Raw genomic sequence first — 2,836 nt, 5'->3', positions numbered from 1 at the left:
GTATGCCTTCGGCGAAGGCCGTCTGTCTTGAGTTGGTGATTAGCTCTAAGTCCATGGCTTATGTCATGCGCTACAGTGATTTCCCCCATTGAACTTTTGTCTGTCGACGATGTTGGTCGCCGGCGGGATTGGTCGGACGAAGAGAAGGTTCGGATCGTCGAGGAGAGCCTGCAAGGCTTCCGGCAGGGCTCGGTAACGGCGCGGCGTTATGGATTGTCGCGGTCACTGTTGACCCGTTGGCGTCGGGAATACCGAAGCGGGCTTCTGCACGTTTCCGCGTCAACGGGCTTCGTGCCGCTTTCGATTTCGCCACCGCCGGCGGCATCTTTCGAGATGGACCCGCGGCGGCCTGAAGACGACAGGGTGATCGAGATCGGCCTGCCGAACGGTCGTCGCCTGACGATCCCGGCTTCGCTTGATCCAACTATCCTTGCTCGGCTGTTGCCGGTTCTGGACGCGTCATGATCGTCTTTCCGCCCGGGGTGAAGGTGTGGATTGCGGGCGGTGTGACGGACATGCGTTGTGGCATGAACAGCCTTGCGCTGAAGGTGCAACAGGGGCTTGGCCGCGATCCCCACGGCGGCGAGGTCTTCTGCTTTCGAGGTCGCAAAGGTGACCTGATCAAGGTCCTGTGGCATGACGGCGTCGGCATGTCGCTCTACCTGAAGCGCCTGGAGGCAGGCAAGTTCATCTGGCCGGTTAGCCAGAATGGCTCCGCCGTGCCGGTGTCGGCGGCTCAACTCGGCTATCTTCTGGAAGGGATCGACTGGCGTAATCCACGCTGGACGCAGCGACCTGCAACGGCAGGCTGATCGCGAACATTCCTCTGTTTTTGTTGGGCTTTTAACAAGCGGCATGGTAGCTTTCGGCCATGGACGACGCTGCTTCGGAGATAGCCAGGTTACGGGCCGCGCTTGCGGCATCGGAGGCGCGTGCCGCCTCCGCCGAGGCTGATCTCGCGCAGGTGCGAGCCGTCGTGACGACGTCCGAGGCGATGATCCGGCACCTCAAGCTCGAGATCGCCAAGTTGCGTCGCGAGCAATATGGTCAGAGTTCGGAACGACGCGCCCGGCTGATCGACCAGATGGAATTGCAGCTCGAAGACCTTGAGGCCGACGCCACCGAGGACGAGATCGCCGCGGAACGCGTGGCGGCGGAGGTTGTACAAGTCCCAGCCTTTGAACGCCGCCGCCCGGTGCGCAAGCCGTTTCCCGAGCACCTGCCGCGCGAACGGCTGATCATTGAAGCTCCTTCGACCTGCATCTGCTGTGGCTCGGCCCGGATCGTGAAGATGGGTGAAGACATCACCGAGACGCTGGAGGTGATCCCGCGCCAATGGAAGGTGATCCAGACGGTGCGCGAGAAGTTTACCTGCCGCGACTGCGAGAAGATCAGCCAGCCACCGGCACCTTTCCATGCGACACCACGCGGATGGGCGGGACCGAACTTGCTCGCGACGATCCTGTTCGAGAAGTTCGGCCAGCACCAGCCATTGAACCGCCAGGCTGAGCGCTACGCCAGGGAGGGTGTCGATCTCAGCCTCTCCACGCTGGCCGACCAGGTTGGAGCCTGCGCAACGATGCTGCAGCCGATACATGATCTGATCCGCGCCCATGTGCTTGCCGCCGGGCGGCTTCATGGCGACGATACCACTGTGCCGCTGCTGGCCAGGGGCGCAACGAAACAGGCAAGGTTATGGGCCTACGTTCGCGATGATCGTCCTTTCGCGGGCGGCGCGCCTCCTGCGGCACTCTTCTACTTCTCGCCGGATCGGGAGAAGACCCATCCCAACACGCATCTTGCCGAATGGCACGGCATACTGCAGGCGGATGCCTATGGCGGCTACAACGATCTTTATCGTGCCGACCGCAGCCCCGCAGCGGTGACTAGCGCGCTCTGCTGGAGCCATGCGCGACGCAAGTTCTTCGAGCTGGCCGACATCGCCGGCAACGTGCGCAAAGGCAAACCTGCCCATGAGATATCGCCTGTCGCGCTTGAGGCCGTTGCTCGCATCGACGCGCTCTTCGAGATCGAGCGTGGCATAAACGGCAAATCCGCAGAGGAACGACTAGCTGCCCGACAACAGCATGCTCGTCCGCTTGTCGAGGACCTGCACGACTGGCTTATGGCCCAGCGTTCCCAGATGTCGAAGCACAATCCCATCGCCAAGGCGATCAACTACCTGTTCGACAAGGACGGGCGCTGGGAAGCCTTCACCCGCTTCCTCGACGATGGCAGGCTCTGCATGTCGAACAATGCGGCAGAGCGAGCCCTGCGCGGGATCGCTCTGGGAAGAAAGGCCTGGCTATTCGCAGGCTCCCAGCGCGGCGGCGAGCGTGCTGCCTTCATGTATTCCCTGATCGTCACGGCTAAGATGAACGATATCGATCCGCAGGCCTGGTTGGCGGATATTCTCGCCCGCATGCCCAACATTCCCGTATCAAGACTGCCCGAACTGCTGCCTTGGAACTGGTCTGTCGCTGGCAGCGGCCGACAGATGGCCGCCTGATGGGCCGCCCGACGCATGTCTACACGATCGGCTACGTCGCTGTGCTGATCGCCGAAAACCTCGAACTCATCCAGGAAATCGCCAGCAACTCTGACAATATCGACTATGGCGAGATGATCCATGCCCATGACGGCAGCGAAGGGGGCATAACGACATTCACCGACCGGGGCGTCGAGAGCCTGAAGGAATTCCTCGCCGACATTCGCACCTGGGACGGAGGTGTCCGGCAGTTCCTTGCCGACGAGCAATGCGATCAGGAAAAGATCGAGCGCATCATGGCAGACCAGCCAAAATCATAAGCGGTGCGGCCCACGCCGGATGGATACG

4 protein-coding genes are annotated in these 2,836 nt (G+C 61.7%); all 4 read left to right on the top strand.

The annotated features are described in order from the left end of the window. Positions 1-96 precede the first annotated feature (96 nt). Genes tnpA through M0654_RS22490 form a run of 4 tightly spaced genes read left to right on the top strand, consistent with a single transcriptional unit; the run spans position 97 to position 2,808 of the window. Entirely contained in the window at positions 97-465 is a 369-nt protein-coding gene (gene tnpA / locus M0654_RS23015) for an IS66-like element accessory protein TnpA (RefSeq protein WP_390921103.1), read from the top strand. Further along, the gene (tnpB, locus tag M0654_RS22500) at positions 462-812 is read left to right on the top strand and encodes an IS66 family insertion sequence element accessory protein TnpB (protein ID WP_248684986.1); all 351 of its coding nucleotides are present in this window, start codon (positions 462-464) and stop codon (positions 810-812) included. The genes tnpA and tnpB overlap by 4 nt, the downstream gene beginning before the upstream one ends. Positions 813-871: 59 nt before the next feature. Then, the gene (gene tnpC / locus M0654_RS22495) at positions 872-2,509 is read left to right on the top strand and encodes an IS66 family transposase (protein WP_248684985.1); all 1,638 of its coding nucleotides are present in this window, start codon (positions 872-874) and stop codon (positions 2,507-2,509) included. Next, a complete protein-coding gene (locus M0654_RS22490; protein ID WP_248684984.1) occupies positions 2,509-2,808 on the top strand; it encodes a hypothetical protein in 300 nt (99 codons plus the stop codon). Before tnpC ends, M0654_RS22490 begins: the two co-directional genes overlap by 1 nt. The last annotated feature ends 28 nt before the right edge of the window (positions 2,809-2,836 follow it).

The sequence above is a fragment of the Neorhizobium turbinariae genome (assembly GCF_023223505.1).
Lineage (GTDB): Bacteria > Pseudomonadota > Alphaproteobacteria > Rhizobiales > Rhizobiaceae > Neorhizobium > Neorhizobium turbinariae.
The sequence above is the reverse complement of the archived record's forward strand: the minus strand, read 5'-3'. Positions and strand labels throughout refer to the sequence as shown.